Source organism: Allobosea sp. P5_A5 (genome assembly GCF_056400625.1).
The window spans coordinates 336,936-351,379 of record NZ_JBFUKY010000001.1 but is presented as its reverse complement, the minus strand read 5'-3'; the positions used below and the strand labels follow the sequence as shown (position 1 = coordinate 351,379).

15 protein-coding genes are annotated in these 14,444 nt (G+C 64.0%); 1 reads left to right on the top strand and 14 read right to left on the bottom strand.

The window, feature by feature from the left end:
• The 13 genes from nuoL to AC1DR6_RS01645 form a co-directional block, all read right to left on the bottom strand.
• Positions 1 to 2,067 (bottom strand): NADH-quinone oxidoreductase subunit L, encoded by a 2,067-nt coding sequence (gene nuoL, locus AC1DR6_RS01705; RefSeq protein ID WP_476827445.1) that lies wholly within the window; start codon positions 2,065 to 2,067, stop codon positions 1 to 3.
• Between the two features lie 28 nt (positions 2,068 to 2,095).
• A complete protein-coding gene (nuoK, locus tag AC1DR6_RS01700; protein WP_476827444.1) occupies positions 2,096 to 2,404 on the bottom strand; it encodes an NADH-quinone oxidoreductase subunit NuoK in 309 nt (102 codons plus the stop codon).
• The gene (locus AC1DR6_RS01695; protein ID WP_476827443.1) at positions 2,401 to 3,024 is read right to left on the bottom strand and encodes an NADH-quinone oxidoreductase subunit J; all 624 of its coding nucleotides are present in this window, start codon (positions 3,022 to 3,024) and stop codon (positions 2,401 to 2,403) included. The genes nuoK and AC1DR6_RS01695 overlap by 4 nt, the downstream gene beginning before the upstream one ends.
• 261 nt (positions 3,025 to 3,285) lie before the next feature.
• Positions 3,286 to 3,774, bottom strand: coding sequence for an NADH-quinone oxidoreductase subunit NuoI (nuoI, locus tag AC1DR6_RS01690; protein WP_476827442.1), 489 nt, complete (start codon positions 3,772 to 3,774; stop codon positions 3,286 to 3,288).
• Between the two features lie 20 nt (positions 3,775 to 3,794).
• Positions 3,795 to 4,031, bottom strand: coding sequence for a hypothetical protein (locus AC1DR6_RS01685; RefSeq protein ID WP_476827441.1), 237 nt, complete (start codon positions 4,029 to 4,031; stop codon positions 3,795 to 3,797).
• On the bottom strand, positions 4,028 to 5,080 hold the full coding sequence (gene nuoH / locus AC1DR6_RS01680; protein ID WP_476827440.1) for an NADH-quinone oxidoreductase subunit NuoH: 1,053 nt from the start codon (positions 5,078 to 5,080) through the stop codon (positions 4,028 to 4,030). Before nuoH ends, AC1DR6_RS01685 begins: the two co-directional genes overlap by 4 nt.
• A 6-nt stretch (positions 5,081 to 5,086) precedes the next feature.
• The gene (gene nuoG / locus AC1DR6_RS01675; RefSeq protein WP_476827439.1) at positions 5,087 to 7,150 is read right to left on the bottom strand and encodes an NADH-quinone oxidoreductase subunit NuoG; all 2,064 of its coding nucleotides are present in this window, start codon (positions 7,148 to 7,150) and stop codon (positions 5,087 to 5,089) included.
• 4 nt (positions 7,151 to 7,154) lie between these two features.
• Positions 7,155 to 8,459: an NADH-quinone oxidoreductase subunit NuoF gene (nuoF, locus tag AC1DR6_RS01670; protein WP_476827438.1), complete on the bottom strand. Its 1,305-nt coding sequence runs from the start codon at positions 8,457 to 8,459 to the stop codon at positions 7,155 to 7,157.
• Between the two features lie 8 nt (positions 8,460 to 8,467).
• Entirely contained in the window at positions 8,468 to 9,406 is a 939-nt protein-coding gene (gene nuoE, locus AC1DR6_RS01665) for an NADH-quinone oxidoreductase subunit NuoE (protein ID WP_476827437.1), read from the bottom strand.
• The gene (locus tag AC1DR6_RS01660; RefSeq protein ID WP_476827788.1) at positions 9,406 to 10,596 is read right to left on the bottom strand and encodes an NADH-quinone oxidoreductase subunit D; all 1,191 of its coding nucleotides are present in this window, start codon (positions 10,594 to 10,596) and stop codon (positions 9,406 to 9,408) included. Before AC1DR6_RS01660 ends, nuoE begins: the two co-directional genes overlap by 1 nt.
• Positions 10,597 to 10,610: 14 nt before the next feature.
• Positions 10,611 to 11,216, bottom strand: a complete 606-nt coding sequence (locus tag AC1DR6_RS01655; protein ID WP_476827436.1) for an NADH-quinone oxidoreductase subunit C — start codon at positions 11,214 to 11,216, stop codon at positions 10,611 to 10,613.
• A 39-nt stretch (positions 11,217 to 11,255) separates the two neighbouring features.
• On the bottom strand, positions 11,256 to 11,840 hold the full coding sequence (locus AC1DR6_RS01650) for a NuoB/complex I 20 kDa subunit family protein (protein ID WP_476827435.1): 585 nt from the start codon (positions 11,838 to 11,840) through the stop codon (positions 11,256 to 11,258).
• Between the two features lie 66 nt (positions 11,841 to 11,906).
• Entirely contained in the window at positions 11,907 to 12,287 is a 381-nt protein-coding gene (locus AC1DR6_RS01645; RefSeq protein WP_476827434.1) for an NADH-quinone oxidoreductase subunit A, read from the bottom strand.
• 321 nt (positions 12,288 to 12,608) lie between these two features.
• On the opposite strand from AC1DR6_RS01645, the gene AC1DR6_RS01640 reads away from it, so the two are divergent.
• Positions 12,609 to 13,352: a YcbK family protein gene (locus tag AC1DR6_RS01640; RefSeq protein WP_476827433.1), complete on the top strand. Its 744-nt coding sequence runs from the start codon at positions 12,609 to 12,611 to the stop codon at positions 13,350 to 13,352.
• Between the two features lie 54 nt (positions 13,353 to 13,406).
• Here the strand turns inward: AC1DR6_RS01640 and AC1DR6_RS01635 are convergent, their stop codons facing one another.
• Positions 13,407 to 14,426, bottom strand: a complete 1,020-nt coding sequence (locus AC1DR6_RS01635) for an amino acid ABC transporter substrate-binding protein (protein ID WP_476827432.1) — start codon at positions 14,424 to 14,426, stop codon at positions 13,407 to 13,409.
• Between the last annotated feature and the right edge of the window lie 18 nt (positions 14,427 to 14,444).

Sequence of the window (14,444 nt, the reverse complement as noted above, 5' to 3'; positions counted from 1 at the left end):
TCACCCGCGAGCCACGAGATACCAGGTCACGAGCCCAGCGACGCCGACCAGCATGGCGAAGGCATAGTGATAGAGATAGCCGGTCTGCAGGCGCACGACGCGGTTGGTGACGTCGACCACGCGGGCCGAGACACCATCGGGACCGAAGCCGTCGATGACGAACCCGTCTCCCTTTTTCCAGAGAAAGCGGCCGAGCCACTTCGTCGGACGAACGAACAGGAAGTCGTAGATCTCGTCGAAATACCACTTGTTGAGCAGAAACTGGTAGAGCGCCGGGTTCGCCGCGGCGAGCTTGGCCGGGATTTCCGGGCTGCGGACATACATCAGCCAAGCCAGCGCGAAGCCGAGCAGCATCGCCACGAAGGGCGAGAGTGCGACCCATTCCGGCACTTCATGCATCTCGTGCAGGATGTGGTTGTCCTTGCCCATGAACAGCGCCGACTTCCAGAAATGCTCGAAGTCGTGGCCGATGAAGTATTCCTTGAAGGCGTAGCCAGCCGCGATCGCGCCGAGAGACAGCACGGCAAGCGGAACAAGCATGACCCACGGACTCTCATGCGGCGTATGATCGTGGCCGTGATCGTCGTGCACGCCGGGGCCGTCCTCATGCGCCGGCGGGTCGCTGATCGGGTGCCCGGCGTCGCCATGGGTCGCGTGGGCATGATCGTGGTGACCGTGAGCGGCATGCGCGTGTGCATCATGACCCTGGCCCCAACGCGGCTTGCCCTCGAAGGTCATGAAGTAGAGGCGCCAGGAATAGAACGAAGTCATGCAGGCTGCGACGACCAGCAGCACGAAGGCATAGGAGCTGGCAAAGCCACCAGTCCCGACCGAGGCATAGGCGCTCTCGATGATCGCGTCCTTGGAGAAGTAGCCGGCGAAACCGGGGAAGCCGGTCAGCGCCAGCGTGCCGACCGTCATGGCGGCCGCCGTCAGGGGGATATGCTTGCGCAGGCCACCCATGTTCCGCATGTCCTGCTCGTGGTGCATCGCATGGATGACGGAGCCGGCGCCCAGAAACAGCAGCGCCTTGAAGAAGGCGTGGGTGAACAGGTGGAAGATGCCGGCGCCGTAATTGCCGACGCCAAGCGCAACGAACATGTAGCCGAGCTGCGAGCAGGTCGAATAGGCGATGACGCGCTTGATGTCGTTCTGTACGAGGCCGACCGTCGCCGCGAAGAAGGCGGTGGTGGCGCCGATGACGACGACGACCGTGAGCGCGACCGGGGCGTATTCGAAGATCGGCGAGAGCCGGGCCAGCATGAAGACGCCGGCGGTGACCATCGTCGCCGCATGGATCAGCGCCGAAACCGGGGTCGGGCCTTCCATCGCATCCGGCAGCCAGGTGTGCAGCAGGAATTGCGCCGATTTGCCCATCGCGCCCATGAAGAGCAGCAGGCAGGTGATCGTCAGCGCGTTCCAGTCGTAGCCGAGGAAGTGGAAGGGCTTACCGACAAGGCCCGCGATGTTCGGGAAGATCGAGTCGAAGGCCACAGAGCCGGTCAGAACGAAGACCAGAAAGATGCCGAGCGAAAAGCCGAAATCGCCGACGCGGTTGACGATGAACGCCTTCATCGCAGCCGCGCAGGCCGAGGGCTTCTGATACCAGAAGCCGATTAGCAGGTAGGACGCCAGGCCCACGCCTTCCCAGCCGAAGAACATCTGGACGAGGTTGTCCGACGTCACCAGCATCAGCATCGCGAAGGTGAAGAGCGAGAGATATGCGAAGAAGCGCGGGCGATGCGGATCCTCGTTCATGTACCCGATCGAGTACAGGTGCACGAGGCTGGAGACCGTATTGACCACGACCAGCATCACCACGGTCAGCGTATCGACGCGGAACGCCCAGTCGACCTGCAATTCGCCGGACGAAATCCAGCTCGCGATCTGAATGCGGGTGGTGCCATGGCCGAACCCGACCTGGAAAAAGGCGACCCATGACAGGACCGCCGACACCACCAGGAGCGAGGTGGTAAGGATTTCGGAACCGCGCGCGCCGATCAGTCGGCCGAAGAGGCCGGCGATCAGGAAGCCGATCAGGGGGAGGAAGACGATCGCGTGATACATGGTCGCTAGGTCCAGGCGCGAGACGCGCTCAGCCTTTCATCATGTTGATGTCTTCCACCGCGATCGAGCCGCGGTTGCGGAAGTAGACGACGAGAATGGCGAGCCCGATCGCGGCCTCGGCCGCCGCCACCGTGAGCACGAGCAAGGCGAAGACCTGGCCGACGATGTCGTTCAGGAAGCTCGAGAAGGCGACGAAGTTGATATTGACCGCCAGCAGGATGAGCTCGACCGACATCAGGATGACGATGACGTTCTTGCGGTTGATGAAGATGCCGAGCACCCCAAGCGTGAACAGGATCGCGCTGACGGAAAGATAGTGGCCGAGACCGATCATCATGCCATCTCCTCGGGAACGCCAGCGCGTGTAGGCACCTGCTTCACGTCCATCGCCATCGTCTTGGTGCGGGCGTTCTGCACCGGGATGCTCTGGCGCTTGATGCCGACCCGCTCGCGCAGTGTCAGCACGATGGCGCCGATCATCGCGACCAGCAGCACCAGGCCCGCCGCCTGGAAGTAGTAGACATACTGCGTGTAAATCACGCGCCCGAGCGCCTCGGTATTGGTGATCCCGGCCGGGATCGCCGAGATCGGGGCCTTGACCACCTGCGGGTCGATGACCCAGGCGCCAACGACCATCAGGAGCTCGACGGCGAAGATGAAGCCGATCAGCGCGCCGATCGGCAGGTAATTCAGGAAGCCTTGGCGGAACTCGGCGAAGTCGACATCGAGCATCATCACCACGAAAAGGAAGAGCACCGCGACCGCGCCGACATAGACGACGACGAGCAGCATCGCGAGGAACTCGGCCCCCAGCAGCATGAACAGCCCCGCCGCGTTGACGAACGCCAGGATCAGGAACAGCACCGAGTGCACAGGATTGCGCGAGGTCACCACCATGAAGGCGGATCCCACGGTGATGCCTGCAAAGATGTAGAAGAAAGCCGCTGCGGCATTCATCTCGGCCAGCCCTTCCCGCCCCTTCCGGCGCGGTCCTTACGTGTTTCATGCACCGGGACTCAAAAGGACCCGGTGCCGTTGGAGCGTCTATAATCAGGCCCGCCGGACGGGACAACCACGCGGCGGGTCTGGCCTCATTCTAGCGGCGTCATTCTCAGGCGGAGCGGAGCGCAGACCCGAGTATCTCTGGCAGAACGAGGCGCTGGAGCCCCTTCCTGCATGAGATGCTCGGGGCACACCCGAGCATGACGGCAGTTCACCTCACCGGTACGGCGAATCCATCGCGATGTTGCGCGCAATTTCGCGTTCCCAGCGCGCGCCGTTTGCGAGCAGCTTGTCCTTGTCGTAGAACAGCTCCTCGCGGGTTTCGGTCGCGAATTCGAAGTTCGGCCCCTCGACGATGGCATCGACCGGGCAGGCTTCCTGACAGAAGCCGCAATAGATGCATTTCGTCATGTCGATGTCGTAACGCGTCGTGCGGCGTGTGCCGTCGTTGCGGCGCGGGCCGGCCTCGATCGTAATGGCTTGGGCCGGGCAGATCGCCTCGCAGAGCTTGCAGGCGATGCAGCGTTCCTCGCCGTTCGGATAGCGGCGCAGCGCGTGCTCGCCACGGAAACGCGGCGAGAGCTGGCCCTTCTCGAACGGGTAGTTCAGCGTCGCCTTGGGCTTGAAGAAATAGCGCATCGAGAGCCCGATGGCCCCGACGAACTCCTTCAGCAGCAGTCCCCTTGCGGCTTGCGCGAGTGACATCGCCTACGTCCTTTACATCCTCAACCGGACACCGCCCGGCCGATCGCGAAACCCAGGATCGGCATCAGGCCGATCGTGATCGTCATCAGCGCCCACCGCAAAATGCGGATGCGGCGCTCGTAATCGTCTTTCTCGGCCGGCGTCACCGAGCGATCCGTGCGCCGCAGCGCCCCAGTCACCACCGTCGACATCAGCCGGTATTCCAGCAGGCCAAGCCCGAAGCCGATCAGGGCACCGAGCAGGCCGAACCAACTCACCCCGCCACCGGGCCCCAGCCCGTCAGCTGCAACACCAGTGCCACGATCACCACGCAGGCCAGCGAGAGCGGCAGGAAGACCTTCCAGCCCAGGCGCATCAACTGGTCGTAGCGGTAGCGCGGCACGAAGGCCTTCACCAGCGCGAACATGAAGAACACGAAGCACACCTTGAGCGCGAACCAGAACACGCCCGGCAGCCAGGTGAACGGCGGCAGCGCCACCGGCGGCGCCCAACCCCCGAGAAACAGGATCACCGTGAGCGAGCACATGGTCATGATCGCCACGTATTCGCCGAGCATGAACAGCAGATACGGCGTCGAGGAATACTCGACCATGAAGCCCGCCACGAGCTCCGATTCCGCCTCGGCCAGATCGAAGGGCGGTCGGTTCGTCTCGGCCAACGCCGAGATGAAAAAGACGATGAACATCGGGAAGAGCGGGATGAAATACCAGTTCAGGATCGAGAGCCACGGCACGCCGAGCGCATGCGCCAGCCCCCGATTCTGCTGCGCCTCGACCACCGCCGACAGGTTCAGCGACCCGACGCAGAGCAGCACGGTGACGATGACGAAGCCGATCGAGACCTCGTAGGACACCATCTGCGCCGCCGAACGCAGAGCGCTCATGAAGGGGTATTTCGAATTCGAGGCCCAGCCGGCCATGATGATGCCGTAGACGCCGAGCGACGAGATCGCGAGAATATAGAGCACGCCGACATTGATGTCGGCGATCGCCCAGCCTTCCGCCACCGGGATGACCGCCCAGGCGCCAAGCGCCAGCAGGCAGGACACGAAAGGCGCCAGCAGGAACAGGCCCTTATTGGCGCCCGACGGAATGATCGGCTCTTTCAGAGCGAATTTGATCAGATCCGCGAAGCTCTGGAACAGGCCGAAAGGCCCGACCACGTTCGGGCCGCGACGAAGCTGCACCGCTGCCCAGACCTTGCGGTCAGCCAGCAGGATGTAGGCGATGAAAACCAGCAGGCAGACCAGCAGCAGCAGGCTCTTGCCGAGCACGATCGCGATAGCGAGGACGATGTCCCAGTTCATGGCCGCTTACTCCGCCGCCTGCCGCATCCGGCCGGAGGCCAGAGCCGAGCATTCCGCCATGACGGCCGAGGCCCGCGCGATCGGGTTGGTCTGATAGAAATCCGTGACCGGCGAGACGAAGCCCGCCTTGTCGATCATGCCGCCAAGCCCGGCAAGATCGCCGAGGCCGGCCGCGTCGTTAACCGGCAGTCGATCGAGCGCGGCGAAATGCGGATGCGCCTCATAAAGCGCCTTGCGCAGCCCCGCCAGCGAATCGAACGGCAGCGTCTGGCCCAGCACGGCCGAAAGCGCCCGCAGGATCGCCCAATCCTCGCGGGCGTCGCCCGGCGGGAACGTGGCGCGGTCACCCATCTGAACCCGGCCTTCGGTGTTCACATAGGTGCCGGACTTCTCGGTATAGGCTGCGCCGGGCAAGATCACGTCGGCGCGATGTGCGCCCTTGTCACCATGCGTGCCCTGATAGATCACGAAGGCGCCTTCCGGCACCTCGATTTCGTCGGCGCCCAGCAGGAAGAGCACATCCAGCGCGCCCGGCTGGAGCATCGCGGCGACGTTCTTGCCGCTTTCGCCTGGCACGAAGCCCAGATCAAGCGCGCCGACGCGCGATGCAGCGGTGTGAAGCACGCCGAAGCCGTTCCAGTCCGCCGTCACCGCGCCGAGCGCCTGCGCAGCCTTGGCCGCGAGCGAGAGAATGGCCGCACCGTCGGTGCGGGCCAAAGCGCCCTGCCCGACCAGCACCATCGGCTTCCCGCCCTTGGCTTCAGCCGATTTGACGATCTCGGCCAATGTCTCCGGGCCGGCGCCAAGATAATCGTAAGCATAGGTCAGGTCGGCCTGCTCGCCGATCACCGAGACCTTGAAGTCGCCGCGCAGCCAGCGCTTGCGGATGCGTGCGTTCAGGATCGGGGCCTCGCGACGCGGATTGGCGCCGATGATCAGCAGCGAACTTGCCTCATCGATCCCCGCGATGCCGGCGTTGAGGACGTAAGAGGAGCGACCGAACTGCGGATGCAGAACACTGCCGTCCTGCCGGGCATCGAGATTGGCACTGCCGAGCGAAGCGATCAGCGCCTTGAGCGCGAACATCTCCTCCACGGCAGCGAGATCGCCGGCGATGGCGCCGATCCCATCAGGCGCTGCCGCCTTCACCTTCGCGGCAATGGCCGCGAAAGCCTCGGTCCAGCTTGCCGGACGCAGGCGGCCATCCTCGCGGATATAGGGGCGGTCGAGGCGCTGGGTCTTCAAGCCATCGGCGACGTGGCGGGTCTTGTCGGAAATCCACTCCTCGTTCACGGCCTCGTTGAGGCGGGGCAGGATGCGCATCACTTCCTTGCCGCGTGAATCGACGCGGATGGCCGAGCCGACCGCGTCCATCACGTCGATGCTCTCGGTCTTGGAGAGCTCCCAGGGCCGGGCCTTGTTTTGGTAGGGCTTCGAGGTCAGCGCGCCGACCGGGCAGAGATCGACGACGTTGCTCTGCAGCTCCGACGACATCGCGTGCTCGAGATAGGTCGTGATCTCCATGTCCTCGCCACGGCCGATCGCGCCGAGATCGGAGGCACCGGCGACCTCCGTGGTGAACCGGACGCAGCGCGTGCACTGGATGCAGCGGTTCATCGAGGTCTTGACCAGCGGGCCGATATACTTGTCCTCGACCGCGCGCTTGTTCTCGGCATAGCGCGAGGTGTCGGCGCCGAAGGCCATCGCCTGGTCCTGCAGATCGCACTCGCCGCCCTGGTCGCAGATCGGGCAGTCCAGCGGGTGGTTGATCAGGAGAAACTCCATCACCCCCTCGCGGGCCTTCTTTACCATCGGCGACTTGGTCAGCACGACCGGCAATTCGCCATTGGGGCCGGGACGCAGGTCGCGCACGCCGATGGCGCAGGAGGCCTGCGGCTTCGGCGGGCCGCCCTTCACCTCGACGAGGCACATGCGGCAATTGCCGGCGATCGACAGCCGCTCATGGAAGCAGAAGCGGGGAATCTCGGCGCCGGCGGCCTCGCAGGCCTGCAGCACGGTATATTCGGCCGGCACGTCGACCTCGATGCCGTCGATGAGGAGTTTGGTCATGATCTCACTCCGCCGCCATCAGCCGCACGGGCTCTGAGTGCGGGTTAGCGGCATAGTCGTCGATGCGCTGCTCGATCTCGTGACGGAAATGCGCGATCAGGCCCTGGATCGGCCAGGCCGCAGCATCGCCGAGCGCGCAGATCGTGTGGCCCTCGATCTGCTTGGTGACGTCGAGCAGCATGTCGATCTCGCGCTTCTGGGCGCGGCCTTCGGCCATGCGCTCCATGACGCGCCACATCCAGCCCGTGCCCTCGCGGCAGGGCGTGCACTGGCCGCAGCTTTCATGCTTGTAGAAATGGCTAATGCGGGCGATGGCACGGACGATATCGGTCGACTTGTCCATCACGATTACAGCCGCCGTGCCGAGGCCCGACTTGAGCTTCGAGAGCGAGTCGAAATCCATCGGCGTGTCGATGATCTGTTCGGCCGGAACCATGCGGACCGACGAGCCGCCGGGGATGACCGCCTTGAGGTTGTCCCAGCCGCCGCGAATGCCGCCGCAATGCTTGTCGATCAGCTCGCGGAACGTCAGGCCCATGGCCTCTTCCACGTTGCAGGGCTTGTTCACATGGCCAGACACGCAGAACAGCTTGGTACCGACATTGTTCGGCGTGCCGATGCCTGAGAACCAGGCGGCGCCGCGACGCAGGATAGTCGGCGCGACCGCAATCGACTCGACGTTGTTGACCGTCGTCGGGCAGCCATAAAGGCCCATATTGGCAGGGAAAGGCGGCTTCAGGCGCGGCATGCCCTTCTTGCCTTCGAGGCTTTCGAGAAGCGCCGTTTCCTCGCCGCAGATATAGGCCCCGGCGCCATGGTGGACGTAGAGATCGAACGGATAACCGTGGACGTTGTCCTTGCCGATCAGCTTGGCCTCATAGGCCTCGTCGACGGCGCGTTGGAGCGCCTCGCGCTCGCGAATATATTCGCCGCGAATGTAAATGTAAGCTGCATGCGCACCCATCGCGAAGGATGCGATCAGGCAGCCTTCGACCAGCGTATGCGGGTCGTTGCGCATGATCTCGCGATCCTTGCAGGTTCCCGGCTCCGACTCGTCGGCATTGACGACGAGGTAGTGCGGGCGTCCGTCGCTCTGCTTGGGCATGAACGACCATTTCAACCCAGTTGGGAAGCCGGCGCCGCCACGGCCGCGAAGGCCGGACTTCTTCATCTCGTCGATGATCCAGTCCCGGCCCTGCTCCAGGATGAACTTGGTGCCGTCCCAGCCGCCACGCTTGATGGCGCCTTGCAGCGTCTTGTCGTGCAGGCCGTAGAGATTGGTGAAAATGCGGTCGCGATCGGCGAGCATGTCGGACCTCACTTATCCAGCTTGTCACCGGCCACGGGGGCCGGCTTAGCTGATTCCTTGGCGGATTTGTCATCCACCTTGCCGGTCGTCGCCGGCGTATCGTTCGCGGCGCTCGAAGGCTGGCCCTCGCCCGAAGGCTTCGGCCTCCCCGGCGATGCCGTGTCTGTCGCGGGCGTGGCGGCGGCGGGCGCGGCATCCGCCTTGGGCGTTTCCGCCTTCTGCATTTCCGCTTTCTTGGCCTCGGCCTCGGCGGCAGCCTTCGCTGCGGCAGCTTCAGCCGCAGCCTTGCGCTGCTCTCCGACGCGCTTTTGCCAGTCGCCGGCGCCGATCATCGAGCCGTCATAGAGCGCCTGGTCGGTCAGAGTCTGAGCGCCGCCTTCGGGCTCGGAGCCGACACGGTCATTCTGCGGGCCGGGCCGGGTCGCGCGGCCGTTGCGGAGATCGTCGAGGAGCTGGCGGAAATTATCCGGCGTCAAATCCTCGTAGTAATCCACGTTGATCTGCGCCATCGGCGCATTGCAGCAGGCGCCGAGGCATTCGACCTCGAGCCAGGACAGCTTCCCGTCAGCCGTCACAGTCGATTGCGGGCCGATAACCTCGGCACAGACCTTCTTCAGCGCCTCGGCGCCGCGCAGCGCGCAAGGCGTCGTGCCGCAGAGCTGGACGAAGAACTCGCCAACGGGCTGCAGGTTGAACATGGTGTAGAAGGTCGCGACCTCCAGCACCCGCATCGGCGCCATGCCGAGGCGGCGCGCCACGGTCTCGATCACCGCGCGCGAAACCCAGCCCTCCTGCTCCTGCGCCTTCCACAAAAGCGGGATGACGGCGGACGCCTGACGGCCTTCCGGGTATTTGGCGATCTGCTGGTCGATCCAGTTCTCGTTCGCCGCGTTGAAGGCGAAGGAGGCCGGCTGGATGGGATCAGGCGCAAGACGACGGACGGACATCAGCGGTCAACTTCACCAAAGACGATATCGAGAGAGCCGAGGATCGCGGAGACGTCGGCGAGCATGTGCTTGCGGCACATGAAATCCATCGCCTGGAGATGGGCGAAGCCTGGCGCCTTGACCTTGCAGCGATACGGCTTGTTGGTGCCGTCCGAGACGAGATAGACGCCGAACTCCCCCTTCGGGGCTTCTACGGCGGCATAGACTTCGCCGGCCGGCACCTTGAAGCCTTCTGTGTAGAGCTTGAAGTGGTGGATCAGCGCTTCCATCGAGCGCTTCATCTCGCCGCGCTTGGGCGGCACGACCTTGCCGTCGAGCGAGGAGATCGGCCCGCCGCCATCGGCTGCCAGCAGCTTCTCGCAACATTGCTTCATGATATGCGCCGACTGCCGCATCTCTTCCATGCGGATGTGATAGCGATCGTAGCAGTCGCCGTTCTTGCCGACCGGAACGTCGAATTCCATGTCCTCATAGCACTCGTAGGGCTGCGACTTGCGCAGGTCCCAGGGAGCGCCGGAGCCGCGCACCATCACGCCCGAGAAGCCCCATTTCCAGCAGGTCTCGAGATCGACGACGCCGATATCGACGTTGCGCTGCTTGAAGATGCGGTTGTCGGTCAGCAGCGTTTCGAGATCGTCGCAGATCTTGAGAAACGGGTCGCACCATTCGGCGATGTCGTGGATGAGCGAAACCGAGAGGTCCTGGTGCACGCCGCCCGGCCTGAAATAAGCCGCATGCATGCGCGAGCCGGAGGCGCGCTCGTAGAAGATCATCAGCTTCTCGCGCTCCTCGAAGCCCCACAGCGGAGGCGTCAGCGCGCCGACGTCCATCGCCTGCGTCGTGACGTTCAGCAGATGCGAAAGGATGCGTCCGATCTCGGAATAGAGCACGCGGATCAGCTGTGCGCGGCGCGGAACCGAGATGCCGACCAGCTTCTCGACCGCCAGGCAATAGGCATGCTCCTGGTTCATCGGCGCGACATAGTCGAGCCTGTCGAAATAGGGCAGCGCCTGCAAATAGGTCTTGGCCTCGATCAGCTTCTCGGTGCCGCGATGCAGCAGGCCGATATGCGGATCGACGCGCTCGACGATCTCGCCGTCGAGCTCCAGCACGAGGCGCAGGACGCCGTGAGCCGCCGGATGCTGCGGGCCGAAATTGATCGAGAAGTTGCGGATGTTGTGTTCGGTCATCGTGCCGGCCCCGCTCATGCCGTCTTCGCCTTCTCATCGCCGGGCAGCACGTATTCCGTACCTTCCCAGGGCGAGAGGAAATCGAAGTTGCGGAATTCCTGGTTCAGCTTCACCGGCTCATAGACCACGCGCTTCTGCTCGTCGTCGTAGCGAACCTCGACGAAGCCGGTCAGCGGGAAGTCCTTGCGCAGCGGATAGCCCTCGAACCCGTAATCGGTGAGGATGCGGCGCAGATCCGGGTGGCCGGAGAAGAGAATGCCGTAGAAATCATAGGCCTCGCGCTCGTACCAGTTCGCCGCCGGGAAGACCTCGATGACGGAGGGAACGGGGGTCGCCTCGTCGGTTCGGATCTTCACGCGGACACGGCGATTCTTGTGCGGCGCCAGCAGGTGGTAGACCACGTCGAAGCGCTGCTCGCGGCCCGGATAATCGGCGCCGGCGATGTCGACGAAATTGACGAAGCGAAAGCGCGGATCGCTGTAGAGCGTGCGGAGCACCTCGACGATCGAGCCAGCCTCGGCATGGATCGTCAGCTCGTCGAGGGCGACGACTGCATCGGTGACCGCGCCGGGAAGCGCTGCCTTGATCTCTTCGCCGAGTTGTCCGAGCGCTTCGCTCATCATCTCACCTTCAACACTGCCACGACGACCGACCGGCGCTCAGCGCTCGATCGTGCCGGTGCGGCGGATCTTCTTTTGCAACAGCAGCACGCCGTACAGCAGTGCCTCGGCCGTCGGCGGGCACCCGGGAACGTAGATGTCGATTGGGACGATCCGGTCGCAGCCGCGCACCACCGAGTAACTGTAATGATAATAGCCGCCGCCATTGGCGCAGGAGCCCATCGAGATGACATAGCGCGGCTCGGGCATCTGGTCGTAGACCTTGCGCAGCGCCGGGGCCATCTTGTTGGTCAACGTACCCGCCACGATCATCACATCCGACTGGCGCGGTGAGGCACGGGGCGCAAAACCGAAACGCTCGACGTCATAGCGCGGCATCGAGAGCTGCATCATCTCGACGGCGCAGCAGGCGAGCCCGAACGTCATCCACATCAGCGAGCCGGTACGGGCCCAGTTGATCAGATCGTCAGTCGCCGTGACGAGGAAGCCCTTATCGGCGAGCTCATTGTTCATATCGACGAAAAACGGGTCACGCGCGCCGACGGGACTTCCGTCCGGGCCGAGAAGGCCTTTGGGCGCAGGCGCGACGAGCGGATTGCCGCGATCGATCGCTGTGACTGCCATGAACCTGATCCTCGTGAACTCTCAGACTGTCATATAGGAAGCGGAAAACCGTTTTCCCAGCGACAGTTAGTCCCACTCAAGCGCGCCTTTGCGCCACTCGTACACGAAGCCCACGGTCAGCACGCCCAGGAAGATCATCATCGACCAGAAACCGTACCAGCCGAGGCTGCCGAACGCCACCGCCCACGGGAACAGGAAGGCGACCTCGAGGTCGAAGATGATGAACAGGATCGCGACAAGATAGAACCGCACGTCGAACTTCATGCGCGCGTCGTCGAAAGCGTTGAAGCCGCACTCATAGGCCGACAGCTTCTCGGCATCCGGGCTGGAATAAGCGATCGCGAAGGGCGCGATCAACAAGGCCAGCCCGATCACGGCCGCAACCGCGATGAACAGCACCAGCGGAAGATAATCGGTCAGCAGGGAATGAACCGGGAGAGCTTGCATCGTCGAACTCGCTTCGCGCAGCCATGCAACGGCCCGCTGCCCCAGTCGCTTAGACCCTCGATTAGAATGAAGCAAGACTCCGCCGCACCGCACAATCGCCGGGGTGGCCTGATTGCGACGCAAGGTGCCGGAAAATCACCCTTCCGGGCGGCGCCATCTCGCGGGGACGTTCCGAAACTGGGCACAAGCGCCGGCTTTCGGGTTACAGGCGCTGGCTCGCCCTCGCGCTGTCTCGAATCGCCGACGACCCGCCATGCCTCGAAAGACCGCCATGCCGTCACCAAGCCGAGTGAACCGGGCCCTGCCATTTGGCGTCGGCGCATGAGGCGGATCGGCGTCGCGCTTCTCACGGCCTCGTGGCTCCTGACGGGGTTGTCCTCCAGCTTCGGGCAGGATGGCCAGACGATGCGCGTCCCGCTGCCTCCCCAGCGGCCCTTCGATCTGGATCTGGAGGGCACGCCGAGGCTGCCACCGATCGTCGTGCCGCCTGCGGCGCGCGAGACGTCTCCGAGTGCGACCTCCCAAGATGCGACCTCCCATGGTGTGACCTCGCAAGGTGTGACCTCGCAAGAGACACCGCAGGATACGCCGGCCGCCTCGACGCCGGCAACGGACGGGGCTCCCGCGACGCCGCCGGCCGGCGGCGGACCGCCGTCACCGGTGCTTGAGGAGGACGAGGAAGAGGGTCCGGTCTGGCCCAAGCTGACGCCGGGCCAGAAAGCCGGCGCCGAGCCGCAATACGACCCCAACGAAAAACCGGATCGCCCTGGCATCTCGACCGACCCCGGTACGTCGATCGGCTGTCTTCCGAAGCCGTTGAAAGCGGTTCTCGACCGGGTCGCCGAGAAATACGGAGCGCTCAAGGTCACCTCGACCTGGCGGCCTGCATGGCGCGCGCGGCGCAATTCCTATCACCGACGCTGCGAGGCGGTCGATTTCCGCGTGCCGGGAGTCAAACCCCGCATCGTTCTGGAATGGGTGCGCGCCATGCAGGATGTCGGCGGGCATCATGTCTACTGGAACGGCCTGATCCATGTGGATACAGGCCCGCGCCGGCCCTGGTAAGCCGGCGCGTCGTCGTGGCGGACGGGGGCTTCGCAGCCCGCTATCTGACTGTGATCAGCGGATCGGCGGGGCGTATTGCAAGCCGCCTTCGGTCCAGAGCGCATTCTTGCCGCGCGCGATCTTCAGCTCGGAGCCCTTTCCGACGCTGCGCTCGAAGGCTTCGCCATAATTCCCGACGAGCTTGACGATGCGATAGACCCAATCATTGCTCAGGCCGACGCCTTCGCCGAACTTGCCCTCCGCGCCGAGCAGGCGGCGGATTTCCGGATTGTCCGACTTCATCATCTGGTCGACATTGGCTTGGGTAACGCCGAGTTCCTCGGCGTTGAGCATCGCGTCATGCGTCCATTTCACCAAATTGAACCACTGGAGATCGCTGCTGCGGACGACTGGGCCGAGCGGCTCCTTCGAGATCAGCTCCGGCAGGACGATCGCGTCATCCGGCTTCACAAGCTTGAGCTTCAAGGCATAGAGGGCCGATGAATCGTCCGTCAGCGCGTCGCAGCGCCCAGATTCGAAAGCCTTGATCGCCTCGTCGCCCTTGTCGAAGGTGACCGGTTCGTACTTGATCTTGTTCTTGCGGAAATAGTCGGCGACGTTGAGCTCGGTGGTCGTGCCCTGCTGCAGGCAGATCGAGGCGCCATCGAGCTTGAGCGCGGTGTCGATGCCCATCTTCTTTTGTACGAGGAAGGCCTGCCCGTCATAATAGTTCACACCGGCGAAGGTCAGCCCGAGCGTGGTGTCGCGGGACATCGTCCAGGTGGAGGTGCGCGAAAGCAGGTCCACCTCCCCGCTCTGGAGGGCCGTGAAGCGGTCCTTCGACGAAAGCGGCGTGAACTTGACCTTCTTGGGATCGTTGAAGATCGCGGCCGAGATGGCGCGGCACAGATCGACGTCGAGACCGACCCATTCGCCCTGTGCGTCGGGGATGCCGAAGCCGGCGAGACCGGGGCTGACACCGCAAACCAGACTGCCGCGGCTCTTCACCGTAGCCAGCGTCGTGGTCTGGGCCTGCACCGGCAGGCTGAGTGCCGTCAGGCCGATGGCCAGTAGAGCCGAAGCGATTGTCTTCATGGAATGTCCCTCTGATGT